Below are 14,353 nucleotides of genomic sequence, written 5' to 3'. Positions count from 1 at the left end.
CAGAAGTAAACCGAATTACAGTGCAGTGGTTGGAATCACGCTGCTTGGTTTGGCTTTTTCCAGTTTGATGGCCACAAACTTGGAGGTCGGCGTAAAGGTGCGATCGCCGTAGCTGTCGAGCGGTACCAGCGGATTGGTTTCCGGGTAATACGCCGCGGCCTGCCCGGTTGGCATGTCATACGCCACCAGTTCAAAACCGCTGACACGGCGCTCCAGTCCGTCGTCCCACAAGGTCACCAAGTCCACTTTATCGCCCGGTTGATAGCCCAGACGACGAATGTCCTCTGCGTTGACAAACACCACATCGCGCATGCCAAACACGCCGCGATAACGGTCATCCAGCCCATACAACGTGGTGTTGTACTGATCGTGAGAACGCAGGGTTTGCAGGATCAGATCCGGCGCATCGCCGCGTTGAATCACGTTTTCGTTCACCAATTGATCCGGCAGTGCTGGCGCAGCAAACTGCGCTTTCCCGCTGGCGGTATTCCACTCACGACGGGCCGCCGTATTGCCCAGGTAGAAACCGCCCGGATGTTGCAAACGCTGGTTAAAGTTTTCAAACCCGGGAATCGTGTCAGCGATCAAATCACGAATGTGACTGTAGTCGGCAATCGCCCAGTCCCAGTCGATTGGGAAATTACCCAGTGTCGCTTTGGCAATCCCCGCCAGAATCGCAGGCTCAGAACGCAGAGATGGCGAGCGCGCTTTGAGCTGACCATAGGAGAGGTGCACCATGCTGAAAGTATCTTCAACCGTTACGCCCTGCGGGCCGTTGGCCTGAATATCGATTTCAGTGCGGCCAAGGCATGGCAGGATCAACGCATCGCGACCAGTCACCAGATGTGAACGGTTCAGTTTGGTGGCGATGTGCACGGTCAGCTCACAATTGCGCAGCGCATCATGAGTACGTGGTGTATCCGGCGTTGCCTGCGCAAAGTTACCACCAAGGCCGATAAACACTTTGGCGCGCTTCTCTTCCATCGCCTTGATGGCAAGCACGGCGTTATGGCCATGCTCGCGCGGCACTTTGAATTGGAAGCGTTTTTCCAGCGCATCCAACAGAAACTCCGGCGGCTGTTCATCAATCCCCATCGTGCGGTCACCCTGCACGTTACTGTGACCACGCACCGGCGACAGCCCAGCACCCGGTTTGCCAACGTTCCCGCGCAGCAGCTGCAAATTCACCACTTCCTGAATAGTCGGCACGGAGTGGCGGTGCTGAGTCAGCCCCATCGCCCAGCACATCACCACGCGTTCAGCACGGCGATACATGCGTGCCAGCACTTCGATTTCATCAAGTCCCAAACCCGATTGCTGAGTGATGTGTTTCCACGAGGTGCGATCGACAACGTTCAAGTAAGCATCCACGCCCGTGGTGTGCTCGCGAATAAAATCGTGGTCGAAAACCGGCGCTTCACCCAATGCTTGCGCTTCGCGCTCCCATTGCAGCAGAAACTTCGCCATACCACGGAACACGGCCATATCCCCGCCCAAAGCGGGGCGAAAATAAGCACTGCTGGTCGGCTCCGAGCCGTTGCTCAACATTTCGATCGGGTGTTGTGGGTGTTGGAAACGTTCCAAACCGCGTTCTTTGAGCGGGTTCAGACAAATAACCTGCGCGCCGCGTTTAACCGCTTCACGCAAAGGTTCAAGCATACGCGGGTGGTTGGTCCCTGGGTTCTGGCCGATGACAAAAATCGCATCCGCCAATTCCAAATCTTTAAATACCACCGTCCCTTTGCCGACCCCGATGGTGTCGGACATGCCAATCCCACTGGCTTCGTGGCACATGTTTGAACAGTCAGGGAAGTTATTGGTGCCAAACGCTCGTACAAACAGTTGATAAATGTACGCCGCCTCATTGCTGGCACGACCAGAGGTGTAAAATTCCGCTTCGTCTGGTGACGCCAGCGCGTTGAGGTGGCGTCCGACCATCGCAAACGCATCGTCCCAGGAGATTTCGACGTAGTGATCGGTTTCAGAATCATAACGCATCGGATGACTCAGGCGGCCCTGATATTCCAGCCAGTAATCGGTTTGTTTCGTCAGTTCCGAAACGCTGTATTTGGCAAAGAAATCCGGATCCACAAGACGGCTGGTGGATTCCCAGTTGACGGCTTTTGCGCCGTTTTCGCAGAAATTCACCATCCCGTTTTCAGGCGATTCGCCCCACGCACATCCCGGACAGTCGAAGCCGCCGTTCTGGTTGGTTTTCAACATCGCTCTCAGATTACGAAACGCATTCTCACTGCCTAACCAGCTTTTGGTGACCGCTTTGAGCGCGCCCCAGCCTGCTGCAGGTCCGGGATACTCTTTAATGTGTTCCTTTTGGTTCATGACGACACTCCTCTCTAGGAATTTCAATGAACGATGCGTTATTTACCGGTGAGCGATGGCAAATATTATTTCGACCACTTGTGCTTATATTGATGCACAAAGATGCACGAAATAAATAAGGTTCATTGAGTTGTAATTAAACACAACCAACGATATTTTTTGGTCGTGCCTTTTATTTTCCTAGAGCGTAAATCGTATTTTTACGACCGTCCAATTGAACTTATTGAATTAATCATCGACGAAATCTATCACTCAGATAAAGCAGAGATAACCACACAAAAAGTAATTTATTGATTCATTCTTAAATGAAGGCAGACGTTATTTTTAATCTCGACTCACGCTCCAGACTCATGCATTTCCAATAAGCACACCGATGCATTTGTTCGAGTAACTCACTCTAAATTCGGCACTTATTTTTACTTCAAGCACTGAACCGACCATGGGTTGCGCGTGATAGAAACGCTCTATCACGCGATAAAAACAACTGATTTGACCCGGGGTGTTTTCGATCTTATTCTTGATTCAGATCAAGAAACATGCAGATTTCAATCGCAACCGAGTCCGTTTTTGTATCCGTTTTTGTCAATGTGCTGAATCAGACCTGTCAAGAAATAGTGCTTTTAAAAAGCATGTCAGATGCCATTAAACCGGCATCATCAATAGGATTAAAATAGAATATTATCGCCATTAAAAACCTCAACAATAATATTCTGATTAAAGTAACGTTAAAACTATTACTCATGGGAAAATCATGATCGTTCATCCTAAACCTAATTTAACGAATGTTTTATTTTCATTAAAAGGTTCCATTGCAAAACGTATTGCTAAACGCAGTTTTATGATCACCGCTCTGGCGTCATTAATTGTGTTAGTGGAAGGGATGTTGCCGACATTTTTTACCCATGTGAATGCCACGCCGTTTACTTTGTTGGGTATTTCGCTGTCCATCTTTATGAGTTTTCGTAACAATGCCTGTTACTCACGTTGGTGGGAAGGTCGTCAGGCGTGGGGACACGTGATTACCGAAGTGCGCTCATTTACTCGCGCCAGTGAAGTGATTGACGATGAAGCGTTGCGTACGTCGCTGTTAAAAGAGCTGTGCGGTTTTACCCACGCGTTGGCGGCTCGGCTACGCAACGAAGACGAGTATCAGGCTGCGAAAGACTGGCTCAGTCAAGGGGCAGAGACATACGGACACAACGTCAGCGACGGAATTTTGCGCCATATCAGTCGCGGCTATTCCAAGCTCGCCAAAGCAGGCAGCATCAGTGAGTGGCGCTATGTGATGCTGGAAGAGCTGTTGCAACGCCTGTCAGAAGCACAAGCGACATGTGAACGCATTAAAAGCACGCCACTGCCCTTTCCGTACACCTTGCTCTTTCACCGTACCAACTACATTTTTTGTTTGTTGTTGCCGTTTGCGATGGCAGAGCCGCTGGGCTGGATTGCGCCGATTTTTACCACCATCGTCAGCTACACCTTTTTTGGTTTAGATGCGATTGGGGACGAACTGGAAGATCCCTTTGGCCGTGATGAAAACGATCTGCCAATGGATGCGCTGGTCAGAATTATTGAACGTGACGTTTTGGACGCGCTCAACGTGGCGGAGCTGCCACCGATTTTGCAGCCGGTTGATTATGTGCTCAACTAGTCGCAACGTATGACCACCCCAACGGCTTTGGCGCAGCGGACACCGCTGCCACTTCAAGTCAGGCGGGTATAAGATAATAAGTACTGAGCACACTCAGTCTGTCAGTCTCAACACAAGTGGCCGAATAACAATACGAGCACGACAACGTGCCGCCCAAGTAAAAAACACCGGCCGCTTAAGGAAGCATTATGGACATTAAGCAATTGAAATATCTCATTGCGCTCGACGAAACCCAACACTTTGGGCAAGCCGCTGCAATGTGTCACATCACGCAGCCCACCTTGTCGATGCGCATTCGCAATCTGGAAGATGAGCTGCAACTGACCCTGATTAACCGCGGTCAGCGTTTTGAAGGGTTTACTGAGGCGGGCGACCGCATTCTGGCCTGGGCGCGCAGCGTGCTCGCTGCCCACGATGGATTACAGGCAGAAGCAGCCAATTGCCGCGGCCAGTTGGTGGGCAGCCTTCGTTTTGGCATGGTGCCGCTGGCGAGCCTGAACCCAATGGCGCTGCTCGAACCGCTGTCAAAACGCTACCCTGAACTGCGGTATCAGTTGTGCTCGGTGACGTCCGAACAGGTGATTGACGGCCTCAACCGCAATCAGTTGGATTTGGGCTTGTGCTATCTCGATCAGGTCGATACCACCCATTTTGAAGTGATTGAACTGGCGGCTACCAGCATGGGGCTGCTGCACGATACCCGTCATTTCGGATTTGCTGACACGCAAATGGATTGGGAAAGCCTCGGCCATATTCCGCTGGGTTTGCTGACCAAAGGGATGCATTACCGCCAGTCGATTGACATGAGCTTTAGCAGCAAGGGGATTGAGCCACATATTCAGGTGGAGAGTGATTCCACCTTTCAATTACTGCAAGCGGTCCATGCCGGGTTGTGCTGCGCCATCATGCCACTGAACAGCGGTATGGAGACCATGAACGAGCACCTGCGCATGATTCCGATTGCACAAGCCGAAGTGCATTCACGCATCGGCTTACTGATGCGCAAAACCGAGCCTCGCTCCGCGTTGGCTGAGCGTTGCTTTGCCAAAGCACAGAAAATTTTTGCTACCGACCACAACGTGTCGGATTAAACCGGGAGATCACCATGACGTGCACTGTGACTCAACTGACCGAACTGGCTGAAGCGAATTTCGCGCCGCCCGCCCCTGATCAATATGGCTATGTTGAAATGAATGCCGAACACACCCAAGGCGTCAATGCGCTGGCCAGTGAAACGGCGTTGTCGATCAGCTACAACGGCATCAGCCACGCAGTCATGATGGTGACGCCCGGCAATCTTGAAGATTTCGTCAAAGGATTCAGCATCAGCAGCGGCATCGTCGAGGCTGCCAGCGAAATCCACGACGTGCAATTGAGCATGGGGGCAGAGTCTCATCATGCCGCCGTCGACATCGCCAATCGCGCCTTCTGGTCGCTGAAAACCCAGCGTCGCCAACTGGCCGGCACCAGCGGTTGTGGCATTTGTGGTGTGGAAGCGCTGGATCAAGCGCTGCCATTGTTAACGCCGCTGTCTCCTGTTGCACCGCCGAACCCGGTTCTGTTCAACGAATTGCGCGATCGTATTCAACAAGCACAGGTTCTGGCCCGTCATAGTGGCGCGTTGCACGCGGCTTTGTATGCCAACGAACGAGGCGAGATCACGCTGTGCCGCGAAGATATTGGCCGCCACAACGCATTGGATAAATTGATTGGTGCGATGGTCAATGACAAAGTGAATCCACAACACGGCTTTGTGGTGATGACCAGTCGCTGCAGCCTGGAACTGATTCACAAAGCGGTGCGCGCTAAAATTGCCACCTTAGTGACGTTGTCGGCGCCAACGGCGCTGACCGTGCAATGGGCACGTCGCCATCATCTGAACCTGATTCACCTGCCAAAAGGCAGCGCACCGCGCTTATACAGCCCGGCCCCGGTCAGCAACAATATTGTCGATCTGCACCGTTAATTTCTACTGCGGAGACAAAGTGCTCCGCGATTATTTTTACTTTCTCGATTATTTTCACTTTCTCGATAATTGATACCCCAATCACCTTGGGTCACAAGGGTATTTTTACGTTGTTCCTCTTCGCAACGCCTTAGATAAATCATTCCTTTTCCGACGGAATGATTTATCTCTTTTTTTTACCCTGACGACCGATAATAAAAAAGCGAACAACGTCATCGTCATTCGCCTTATTTCTTCTCGCACAATTGAAACATTAAGATCTCGTTTGCCAACGATTCAGTGGCTACTCATCCCAGCAGCAGACATCAGGGCACGAAAGCCCATGGCGACAACGCCTAGCGTCAGCACACTGCCCGTCCAGATGGCGCCCATCCACAGCAGGTCCATCGCCGTTGAACGCGGTTTCTCTTTCAAATGATGATTCATGATCGACTCCCAATAATAGATTCACCAACGGAAAGTTATTTCCGTCAGCCGAATCAATACAGACTTGATTCATCCATATTAATCCTCGCGTCACTTGGGTCAAATCGGTTTAATAAATAGACTCATCGATACCATCAATCAATAAAAATAATGCGTTGAACCCTCGATGAATTTATTCATTTTTCATCACGAACGTCTGACGAATTAATCGAATTGGCCTTGCTGCGCGAACGCTACCAACTCATCAATCACAAAGCGGACTTTAGGCAATAAATGGCGGTTCTTCGGCCATACTGCGTGAATCGGCGATGAACCTGCACAATGGCCCGGCAACACCTCCTGCAATCGGCCCGCTTGCAAATCGTCACGAATCAGCCACAGCGGCAACTGCGAAATTCCGCAACCCGCGATCACGGCTTCACGTATCGCGTCGCCGTCACTGAATTCATGGGTCGCTGGCGGCTTAAAACGCACAGTTTCGCCGTCGCAGTTTTTCACCACCCACGAGAGCGGCTGATTCTGCTTTAAACTCACCACGCAGTCATGATTTTTCAGATCATCAAAACTGGATGGCACGCCGCGGCGCGCCACATAATCCGGCGCAGCACACATCACCATTTTTTGTACCGTCAGATGACGCGCAACCAGCCCGCTGCTTTCCTGCAACTCACCAATGCGCACCACCACATCCAGCCCTTCTTCGACGATATCAACAAAGCGCTCGTTGAACGTCACCGCCAGCGACAGTTCCGGATACTGCGCGCTCATGGTCAATAGCAAAGGCAGCACCTTTTTGCGCCCGAATGCCGCAGGAAGATCAATCCGCAGCTTGCCCGATGGCTTGTCGACTTTGGCTTGCAACAGCGCTTCAGCGCACTCAAGCTGACCCAGAATATCGAGGCAACTTTTGAGGTACGCTTCCCCTTCCGGCGTCAGTGTCAGTTGGCGCGTGGAACGATGCAGCAGCTTGACGCCAAGGCGCTCTTCCAAGCGCGACACGCTTTTCGCCACCGCGGATTTAGTCAGGTTGAGCCGCTCGGCAGCGGCGGTAAACGTTTTGTGTTGAGCGGTGCAGACAAACGCTGTGATACCGCTGAAATGATCGTCTTTACGCATAATTGTAGAACTGAATTCAACATAGAATCGATTTGAAGGCAGTTTATCTTAGTTAAAGAAACAGGCATAGTCTCACCATTACTGATAACAAGAATGAGTCGTCATGCCTTTACCTCCGTTTTCGATTCTGGATTTGGCTCCGGTTTCAGAAGGTTCTGATTTCCATCAGACATTTAAACAGTCCGTTTCATTGGCTCAACACGCCGAAAAGCTTGGCTATCAACGTTTCTGGATGGCCGAACACCACAACATGCCAGACATCGCCAGCGCCGCGACCGCTGTGCTGCTCAGCCACATTGGCGCGCAAACCGACACGATTCGCCTGGGTTCCGGCGGCATTATGCTGCCCAACCATGCACCGCTGATTATTTCCGAACAATTCGGCACGCTGGACGCCTTGTATCCGGGCCGGATTGATTTGGGACTTGGCCGCGCGCCGGGCACCGATTACCCGACCATGCATGCACTGCGCCGCGATCCTGAGCGAATGGATCCTGATTTTGATGAACTGCTGGAAGAGCTGCAGTTTTTTATGGGGCCGATTTCTGATAATCAGCCGGTCCGTTCGTTCCCGGGAAACAATGCCAAGGTGCCTTTGTGGCTATTGGGGTCAAGCACTTACAGCGCGCGCCTTGCCGGTATTAAGGGACTGCCTTTTGCTTTTGCGGCTCACTTTGCACCAGATGCGATGCTGCGTGCGCTGGAGATTTATCGCGAACACTTCCGCCCGTCGGAGCAACTCGATAAACCTTACGCCATGATTGGGGTGAACATCATTGTGGCGGAAACCGACCGTCAGGCGCAGTATCTGGGCACGACGGAGAAACAGAAGTTTCTCAAGATGATTCGTGGTGGGCGCGACAAGCTGCCTCCACCGGTGATGAGCATGGATCCACTGTGGTTGCCGCATGAGAAGCGTCAGGTGGAAAGTCAACTTCGTGAATCGATTCACGGCAGTCCGGACACGGTGCGTCGCCGCATTGAAGAGCTGGTTGAACGCACGGGCGCCGATGAGATCATGGTCAATGCGATGATTTATGATCATCAGGAGAAGCTGCGCTCTTACGAACTGCTGGCGGAATTACGCTAAACGCTTCTGGCACACCCCGTGTGAGGGGCGTCAGCATTCAGCGTCAAAAGCCGTGTGAACACACGGCTTTTGGTTTGTTGCGAGCAAAACTATTTAGCAAACAGCTGACTCATATCTTTGAACGCTTTGAATTCCAACGCGTTGCCGCACGGGTCGAAGAAAAACATCGTGGCCTGCTCGCCAACCTGCCCCTGAAAGCGAATATATGGCTCAATCACGAACTCGACCTGATGCGATTTCAACCGCTCTGCCAGCGCTTCCCAATCGTTCCACGCCAAAACCACACCAAAGTGCGGCACTGGCACATCATGGCCATCAACGGGGTTGGTCACTGCCCGCTCCTGATCGGCCGTTTTCGGGTGGTAGTGAATCACTAACTGATGACCGAAGAAATTGAAATCGACCCAGCTCTCAGCCGAGCGCCCCTCTTCCAGACCAAACACCTGATTGTAAAACTGACGTGCAAGCGAAACATCGTAAACCGGAATGGCCAAATGAAACGGCTGTAAACTCATGCAAACTTCCTTGGTTATGAATAGCATTATGGGGATGCGGTGACTTGCGCTATCTCATTGAAAAAGCGCAAATCACCACACTTAAAGATAGGCGATTTGCGCCAAGTTGCACGGCGGAAAATCTCGTTATGACTCGGGGTCTTTTTTGTCCGGCTGATTAAGTTTCTGAAACAAGCCTTCCATCAATGTCGTTGGCATGGGAAACAGAATGGTCGAACTTTTCTCACCCGCGATTTCCGTCAGCGTTTGCAGGTAGCGCAGCAATATCGCGTTGGGCTCTGCCGCCAGGCGATTCGCCGCTTCCACCAGTTTTTCAGACGCTTCCATTTCCCCCGAAGCGTGAATCACTTTCGCACGACGTGTCCGTTCCGCTTCGGCCTGACGGGCAATGGCGCGAATCATCGACTCGTTCAAATCAACGTGTTTGATTTCTACATTCGATACCTTAATGCCCCACCCTTCCGTGCGCGCATCCAGAATGGCCTGAATGTCCGCATTGAGCATTTCGCGGTTGGCCAGCATTTCATCCAGTTCATGTTGACCAAGTACGGATCGCAAGGTGGTTTGCGCTATCTGCGATGTTGCCTGGAGATAGTTTTCTACGTTGATGATCGCCTTTTGCGAGTCGACGACGCGAAAATAAATCACCGCATTGACGCGCACCGAGACGTTGTCACGGCTGATGACATCCTGACTCGGCACATCCATCACAACGGTGCGCAGATCCACCCGCACCATTTGTTGAATGACCGGAATGACGATAATCAGCCCCGGACCTTTGACCTTCTGGAAACGGCCAAGAAAGAAAATCACGCCACGCTCATACTCGCGTAAAATTCGAAACAGCCGCACAGCAATCAGCACGATCAACACCAGAAGCAGAATTGGTGTCAGCAGCTCAGTGTTTACTGGAATACCCGGCATAGCCGCCTCCTTATTTTTTGGTCACTTGTAAGGTCAATCCGTCTACGGCAATCACCCGAATCAGGTCACCTTTGCGCAGCGGGACATCGCTCAACGCTTCCCAACGCTCCCCATCGACATGGACAAAACCTTGGCTTTCAAAGCTATCGAGCGCCATGCCTTCCATACCCAACATCGCTTCCTGGCCGCTGACCACCTGTTTTCGTCTCAGCTCCATCACTCGGCTTAAAACGAAGATGATCAGTGCCGCCGAGACGGCCGCGATGCTGTAAATCAGCCCCAGAGACACTTGCAGTTCTGGCAAATCGCTGTCGATCAAAAACACCGAGCCGAGTACAAATGCCACGATCCCACCAATGCCCAGTAAACCGAAACTCGGCAGAAACGATTCGGCAATAAACAGTGCAATCCCGAGCAGCATGAGTCCCATGCCGACGTAGTTCACTGGCAGCAGTTGGAAGGCATAGAGCGCAATCAACAATGAAATCGCCCCGGTGATGCCGGCAATGCCGAAGCTTGGGGTGTAAAACTCAAGCAGCAGACCGTACACGCCAATCATCATCAGGATATAAGCCACGTTCGGGTCGGTGATGGTGGCAAGAAACTGATTGCGCAGATCCGGTTCGCGAATCTCGAGTTGTGCCTTGTCGACATTGAGACTGACAGCGCGGTGATTCACATCCAGCGTTTGTCCGTTCACGGCATTAAGCAAATCCTGCGGAGATTCGGCCATCACATTGATGACATTCATCTCCAACGCTTCAATCGCAGACAACGTAGCCGCATCGCGCACCGCTTTTTCAGCCCATTCCACATTGCGCCCACGCAGCTGTGCCAGCGAACGAATGTAGGCAATCGAATCATTGAGTACCTTTTTCTCCATCGCAGTCGGTTCGCTCGGTTTATCCTGCTGCTCACCGCCACCCGGTGACGGGCCGCCAATCTGAACCGGGGTTGCAGCGCCGAGCGTGGTCGCTGGCGCCATCGCAGCGATATGACAGGCATAGAGAATGTAGGTACCGGCACTGGCGGCGCGTGCGCCCGGCGGATAGACCAGACACAACACCGGTATGTCGGAGGCGAGAATATGTTGGTTAATGTCACGAAGGGTCGAGCTGAGGCCGCCCGGGGTGTCGAGCGTCACAATCACGGCAGGAGCATGCACTTGCTGATTGGCGCGCTGAAGCTCTTTGATGACGTAATCCCCTACAGCAGGGCCGATGGCACCACTGATGGCGATCACTGGAACGGTTTGAGAAGGCGCCGCTGGCGCATTCGTTGTATCAGCCGTCGCCAGTGTTGAAAAACTCAGAAGGCTGGTGAGCAGCACTTCCATCACCCGACGATACATACGCAGTTCCGATACAAAACTCTACTTTGAGTGTAGTCGAACTGCACGTATTCGCCGGGCAATGTTGAGTCAGATACGAAGGCGATGCCGCTATGACGAAAAGTTAAGAATCTTCTGCCACCACCAGATTATTGGTCTGGTTCTCTTGCAGTACTTTTTCAAGCATTTGGTTATCCATAATAAACAGCCACTTGCCTCGAAACGGTGTCATATAGACGGCATTTTCTGCCAATGGGTCGGTTTTCTTACGTTGAATCCACACCGTATAACCCGGCTCCGTACTCAGAAATGCATCCCGCTCCTCTTTTGACCCGGGGATCAGAATCAGCGGCGCTTCCAGTCTGCCGGCATAACCAAAGGTGTTGTGGTATTTACCGACAAACGACACGCTGGCACCTCTGGCTTGCAACTGATGAATATGACGACCAATGTCAGTCACGTCGTAAAGATTGTTCAAGATTGGTGACAAGCTGGCCAACAGCGCAGATAAGCTCAGCATCAGTGCGCCAAGGTTCAGCGCCAGACGTTCAAACGGCAGAGGCCTTTTCCACAGCAACAAACCCATGAAAGCGACAGGTAACAGCGCCCAGCTTTGGTATACCTCGGTGATTTGAGCGCTGCGAAAGACTTTCTCGACCCACAATGGCGAGCTCAGAATCGCAATCGCGACAAAAACCAGCATGGCAATGACCGCAGGTTCCGTCGTGAATTTTTCAGGACTGAGGCGGTTCGCAACCCAGATAGCAGCGAAAGGAAACACCGGAAACAGATAGTGAATCTGCTTACCGCTGAAGCAACTGAATATGGCGACCACAATGACGAACAGCGCCAAACAGAAGGTATCGCTGCGTTCTCCCCCCAGCCAAGGGCGGCTGCGCCAGAAGCCCGTCAGGAAGAACCAAGGAAACAACAGCGCTGGCAATAGCATGACATACCAATAAAATAGCCTCGCATGGGCAAACGAATCCTGAATGCGCCCCGCAGACTGCCCCCAGAAGATGGCTTTGGCGTACTCCGCGCCACCGGCAATCGCAGCGGGAATCGCCCAAGCCAGAATGACCGCAATCGCAATGAATACGCTCTGCACAATCGCTTTGAAAAAAGCTTTATTGATTCTTGACGGCGATGGATGCCATAAACGAACCAGAGCAATAAAGGGGATGAAATACACAAACACCACTGGCCCTTTGGTCAGCATGCCCAATCCCAGAAACACGCCGCTCAAACGAGCCCAAAAAATGCGATCGGTTTGTGCGAATTTCCACACGCTGATAACAGCGAGTTGGATAAAGACTGTGAGCATCAGATCAAACATGATCATACCCGAATACAAAAACCAGCCGAGAAAGCTAATCAGGATCAACGGGGATAACCATTTCGCTTGCGGTGAATCCGGATACACTTTTTGCGCAAGCTTGCTTACCAGATACAGGTTAATCAGTGAAAAACCCGGTACAACCATGCGGGTAACGGTTTCAGAGGTACCAAACAGCGCCCAGATGCTGCTGAATAGCCAGAACATGAATGGTGGTTTATGGTCGTAAGTCGCACCGTTGATGTGGGGCACCAACCAGTTGTTATCCAGCCACATCTCCCAGGCAACGGACACATAGCGTGTTTCATCAATTGGGAAGATGGGTCTGAATAAAACGTTCACTGAAATAAAAAACAGCGCAACCATCAGTGCCAAAACTGCATATTGAATGTTTGGTGCTATCGAGAACACCTGCTTCCTAGCCGACATTGAATCCCTTATTCACCCAGTGAATCCTAGGTAATCGATTGAATTTTATTATTAGTTCACCAAGGTGAACCTTTGATTAACTATAAATGAGTTTTATCTAATAAAAGGAATTCAATGTCGACTCTGCTGTTTACCGCACATCATGCATGTTTAATCATGCAACTTTGCTCCCTTAAACACTTTATCCACTTGTTTCTTATCACCAAACATCCCCAGCCCGACCAACGGTAATTGCTCGCTCGTGTATTGGCTGACCGTTTGGCGGTTTGCTTCGTCATGACCGGAGGCGAACATGTCTTCGACAAAAATCGCCATCTCTGCTTGCTGGCGATTCGCGCGCTGAACAAAAGTGGAGAGCTTTTCTCGACTCGCTTTGAGCACGATGATCGGCTGCACGCACAAAGGCAGGTATGCATTGCCTGAGGCATCGCGATAACATTCCCCGGTTTTCACTTGCGGGCTACCGGTTACGCCGCCGGAAAGAAAGCTAACCACATTGAGTTTCTGCCAGGTTGGCAAATCGTCTGCCACCACAATGGCAAATTTGGTATCAAACTGCATGGTATTTCCCTTTGAATTATCTCTATTAATCATAATGTTACAAAAAAGCACTCAGCCCCATACTCACCGCCACAAACATCAGAAACAGCGCCATGAGTTTATTGATTAGCGTGAGGTAACTCGCCTGACGAATGTTGTTGCCCAGTAGTCGTCCGAAAATGAAATAAGACCAAGGCGCGCCAAAGGCAAACACTGCGAGCCCCACACACCAGGCAAACAGACTCACACCCGCAATCCCCGCCGCAGGAAATTGCACCGTCGCCACAGGCAACGCAACCGTGATGCCTTTGGGATTGAGCAGTTGCATCATCAATCCATCGCGAAATGTCAGCGCGCGCACCTCGCTATTTTTATCTTCACCACTGTTGTCTTTACTCACTTGAGAGCGGAATATTTTGATGGCCAGCCAGAAGATATACAGCCCGCCCAGCACCGATGCACCTTGCAGCAGCGATTCGTTCATGATCCGCTCGCCAATCATGGCAACGCTGAAAAACAGGATGAACATCGCGACCGCAACACCGGAGAAGAAGCCGAAAATACGTTGTTGTTTTTGAATGCCATTATTGAGGCCAATAGCATTCACCGGCCCAGGCGTGTACATCACGCCAAAGGCATAAAGAATTATGTCTGTCATGGATTGCTCTGAGAGTGGTTAAGATTGACGAA

At 51.5% G+C, this 14,353-nt stretch carries 13 protein-coding genes; 4 read left to right on the top strand and 9 right to left on the bottom strand.

The features are described from left to right. Nucleotides 1-15 precede the first annotated feature (15 nt). Nucleotides 16-2,340: an FdhF/YdeP family oxidoreductase gene (locus LGV68_RS09580; protein ID WP_222771798.1), complete on the bottom strand. Its 2,325-nt coding sequence runs from the start codon at nt 2,338-2,340 to the stop codon at nt 16-18. 751 nt (nt 2,341-3,091) lie between these two features. Here LGV68_RS09580 and LGV68_RS09575 point away from each other — a divergent pair. From LGV68_RS09575 to fdhD, 3 genes are all read left to right on the top strand, one after another. Next, nucleotides 3,092-3,991, top strand: a complete 900-nt coding sequence (locus tag LGV68_RS09575) for a bestrophin family protein (protein ID WP_252536640.1) — start codon at nt 3,092-3,094, stop codon at nt 3,989-3,991. A gap of 188 nt (nt 3,992-4,179) precedes the next feature. Continuing rightward, nucleotides 4,180-5,082, top strand: a complete 903-nt coding sequence (locus LGV68_RS09570) for a LysR family transcriptional regulator (RefSeq protein ID WP_020329172.1) — start codon at nt 4,180-4,182, stop codon at nt 5,080-5,082. A gap of 14 nt (nt 5,083-5,096) precedes the next feature. After that, nucleotides 5,097-5,957, top strand: a complete 861-nt coding sequence (gene fdhD / locus LGV68_RS09565) for a formate dehydrogenase accessory sulfurtransferase FdhD (RefSeq protein ID WP_252536637.1) — start codon at nt 5,097-5,099, stop codon at nt 5,955-5,957. A gap of 276 nt (nt 5,958-6,233) precedes the next feature. Here fdhD and LGV68_RS09560 read toward each other — a convergent pair whose 3' ends face one another. After that, on the bottom strand, nt 6,234-6,383 hold the full coding sequence (locus LGV68_RS09560; RefSeq protein WP_004726923.1) for a DUF2474 domain-containing protein: 150 nt from the start codon (nt 6,381-6,383) through the stop codon (nt 6,234-6,236). Between the two features lie 204 nt (nt 6,384-6,587). Then, entirely contained in the window at nt 6,588-7,499 is a 912-nt protein-coding gene (locus LGV68_RS09555; protein WP_024375380.1) for a LysR family transcriptional regulator, read from the bottom strand. A 103-nt stretch (nt 7,500-7,602) separates the two neighbouring features. On the opposite strand from LGV68_RS09555, the gene LGV68_RS09550 reads away from it, so the two are divergent. Further along, complete coding sequence (locus tag LGV68_RS09550; protein ID WP_020329169.1) at nt 7,603-8,589, top strand: LLM class flavin-dependent oxidoreductase; 987 nt, start codon at nt 7,603-7,605, stop codon at nt 8,587-8,589. Between the two features lie 89 nt (nt 8,590-8,678). On the opposite strand, the gene LGV68_RS09545 is transcribed toward LGV68_RS09550, so the two are convergent. The 6 genes from LGV68_RS09545 to LGV68_RS09520 all read right to left on the bottom strand — a co-directional run bounded on the left by LGV68_RS09545 (nt 8,679) and on the right by LGV68_RS09520 (nt 14,321). After that, complete coding sequence (locus LGV68_RS09545) at nt 8,679-9,104, bottom strand: VOC family protein (protein WP_020329168.1); 426 nt, start codon at nt 9,102-9,104, stop codon at nt 8,679-8,681. Between the two features lie 126 nt (nt 9,105-9,230). Then, on the bottom strand, nt 9,231-10,028 hold the full coding sequence (locus tag LGV68_RS09540; RefSeq protein ID WP_020329167.1) for a slipin family protein: 798 nt from the start codon (nt 10,026-10,028) through the stop codon (nt 9,231-9,233). 10 nt (nt 10,029-10,038) lie between these two features. After that, a complete protein-coding gene (locus LGV68_RS09535; RefSeq protein WP_222817094.1) occupies nt 10,039-11,379 on the bottom strand; it encodes a nodulation protein NfeD in 1,341 nt (446 codons plus the stop codon). Between the two features lie 103 nt (nt 11,380-11,482). Then, nucleotides 11,483-13,123, bottom strand: coding sequence for a glycosyltransferase family 39 protein (locus LGV68_RS09530; protein ID WP_252536635.1), 1,641 nt, complete (start codon nt 13,121-13,123; stop codon nt 11,483-11,485). A gap of 150 nt (nt 13,124-13,273) precedes the next feature. After that, on the bottom strand, nt 13,274-13,684 hold the full coding sequence (locus LGV68_RS09525; RefSeq protein WP_020430283.1) for a DUF2000 family protein: 411 nt from the start codon (nt 13,682-13,684) through the stop codon (nt 13,274-13,276). 37 nt (nt 13,685-13,721) lie between these two features. Continuing rightward, a complete protein-coding gene (locus LGV68_RS09520; RefSeq protein ID WP_061055467.1) occupies nt 13,722-14,321 on the bottom strand; it encodes a LysE family transporter in 600 nt (199 codons plus the stop codon). Nucleotides 14,322-14,353 lie beyond the last annotated feature (32 nt).

Origin of the sequence: Vibrio sp. LQ2 (assembly GCF_023920125.1) — a bacterium.
GTDB lineage: Bacteria > Pseudomonadota > Gammaproteobacteria > Enterobacterales > Vibrionaceae > Vibrio > Vibrio fluvialis.
Note: the sequence above shows the minus strand (reverse complement) of the source record. Positions and strands in the feature narration are given on the sequence as shown.

What these genes read in the sequence shown, in the direction of transcription:
- LGV68_RS09535 (WP_222817094.1), bottom strand. Translation starts at nt 11,379, where the DNA reads ATGTATCGTCGGGTGATGGAAGTGCTGCTCACCAGCCTTCTGAGTTTT.
- LGV68_RS09575 (WP_252536640.1), top strand. Translation starts at nt 3,092, where the DNA reads ATGATCGTTCATCCTAAACCTAATTTAACGAATGTTTTATTTTCATTA.
- LGV68_RS09555 (WP_024375380.1), bottom strand. Translation starts at nt 7,499, where the DNA reads ATGCGTAAAGACGATCATTTCAGCGGTATCACAGCGTTTGTCTGCACC.
- LGV68_RS09560 (WP_004726923.1), bottom strand. Translation starts at nt 6,383, where the DNA reads ATGAATCATCATTTGAAAGAGAAACCGCGTTCAACGGCGATGGACCTG.
- fdhD (WP_252536637.1), top strand. Translation starts at nt 5,097, where the DNA reads ATGACGTGCACTGTGACTCAACTGACCGAACTGGCTGAAGCGAATTTC.
- LGV68_RS09580 (WP_222771798.1), bottom strand. Translation starts at nt 2,340, where the DNA reads ATGAACCAAAAGGAACACATTAAAGAGTATCCCGGACCTGCAGCAGGC.
- LGV68_RS09530 (WP_252536635.1), bottom strand. Translation starts at nt 13,123, where the DNA reads ATGTCGGCTAGGAAGCAGGTGTTCTCGATAGCACCAAACATTCAATAT.
- LGV68_RS09550 (WP_020329169.1), top strand. Translation starts at nt 7,603, where the DNA reads ATGCCTTTACCTCCGTTTTCGATTCTGGATTTGGCTCCGGTTTCAGAA.
- LGV68_RS09545 (WP_020329168.1), bottom strand. Translation starts at nt 9,104, where the DNA reads ATGAGTTTACAGCCGTTTCATTTGGCCATTCCGGTTTACGATGTTTCG.
- LGV68_RS09540 (WP_020329167.1), bottom strand. Translation starts at nt 10,028, where the DNA reads ATGCCGGGTATTCCAGTAAACACTGAGCTGCTGACACCAATTCTGCTT.
- LGV68_RS09520 (WP_061055467.1), bottom strand. Translation starts at nt 14,321, where the DNA reads ATGACAGACATAATTCTTTATGCCTTTGGCGTGATGTACACGCCTGGG.
- LGV68_RS09570 (WP_020329172.1), top strand. Translation starts at nt 4,180, where the DNA reads ATGGACATTAAGCAATTGAAATATCTCATTGCGCTCGACGAAACCCAA.
- LGV68_RS09525 (WP_020430283.1), bottom strand. Translation starts at nt 13,684, where the DNA reads ATGCAGTTTGATACCAAATTTGCCATTGTGGTGGCAGACGATTTGCCA.